The sequence below is a fragment of the Citrobacter sp. T1.2D-1 genome, from assembly GCF_950098555.1.
Lineage (GTDB): Bacteria > Pseudomonadota > Gammaproteobacteria > Enterobacterales > Enterobacteriaceae > Citrobacter_A > Citrobacter_A telavivensis.
This window is the reverse complement of record NZ_CATNHH010000032.1, coordinates 1-768: the sequence shown is the minus strand read 5'-3', so window position 1 is coordinate 768 and position 768 is coordinate 1. Positions and strand designations below refer to the sequence as shown.

Here is a 768-nt window from a genome sequence, read left to right as displayed (position 1 = left end):
GGTAATGACTCCAACTTATTGATAGTGTTTTATGTTCAGATAATGCCCGATGACTTTGTCATGCAGCTCCACCGATTTTGAGAACGACAGCGACTTCCGTCCCAGCCGTGCCAGGTGCTGCCTCAGATTCAGGTTATGCCGCTCAATTCGCTGCGTATATCGCTTGCTGATTACGTGCAGCTTTCCCTTCAGGCGGGATTCATACAGCGGCCAGCCATCCGTCATCCATATCACCACGTCAAAGGGTGACAGCAGGCTCATAAGACGCCCCAGCGTCGCCATCGTGCGTTCACCGAATACGTGCGCAACAACCGTCTTCCGGAGCCTGTCATACGCGTAAAACAGCCAGCGCTGGCGCGATTTAGCCCCGACGTATCCCCACTGTTCGTCCATTTCCGCGCAGACGATGACGTCACTGCCCGGCTGTATGCGCGAGGTTACCGACTGCGGCCTGAGTTTTTTAAATGGCGGAAAATCGTGTTGAGGCCAACGCCCATAATGCGGGCGGTTGCCCGGCATCCAACGCCATTCATGGCCATATCAATGATTTTCTGGTGCGTACCGGGTTGAGAAGCGGTGTAAGTGAACTGCAGTTGCCATGTTTTACGGCAGTGAGAGCAGAGATAGCGCTGATGTCCGGCAGTGCTTTTGCCGTTACGCACCACCCCGTCAGTAGCTGAACAGGAGGGACAGCTGATAGAAACAGAAGCCACTGGAGCACCTCAAAAACACCATCATACACTAAATCAGTAAGTTGGCAGCATCACC

Annotated in this window: 1 protein-coding gene; it reads right to left on the bottom strand. The window is 53.6% G+C overall.

The genetic code is table 11. From position 1 onward, the window contains the following. Positions 1-15: 15 nt before the first annotated feature. Positions 16-713 (bottom strand): IS1-like element IS1B family transposase gene (locus tag QQZ17_RS18150; protein WP_095033700.1). Its coding sequence is split into 2 segments (ribosomal slippage): positions 16-464 and positions 464-713, totalling 699 coding nucleotides; the frame shifts between segments, so codons are not numbered across the junction. Positions 714-768: the final 55 nt, after the last annotated feature.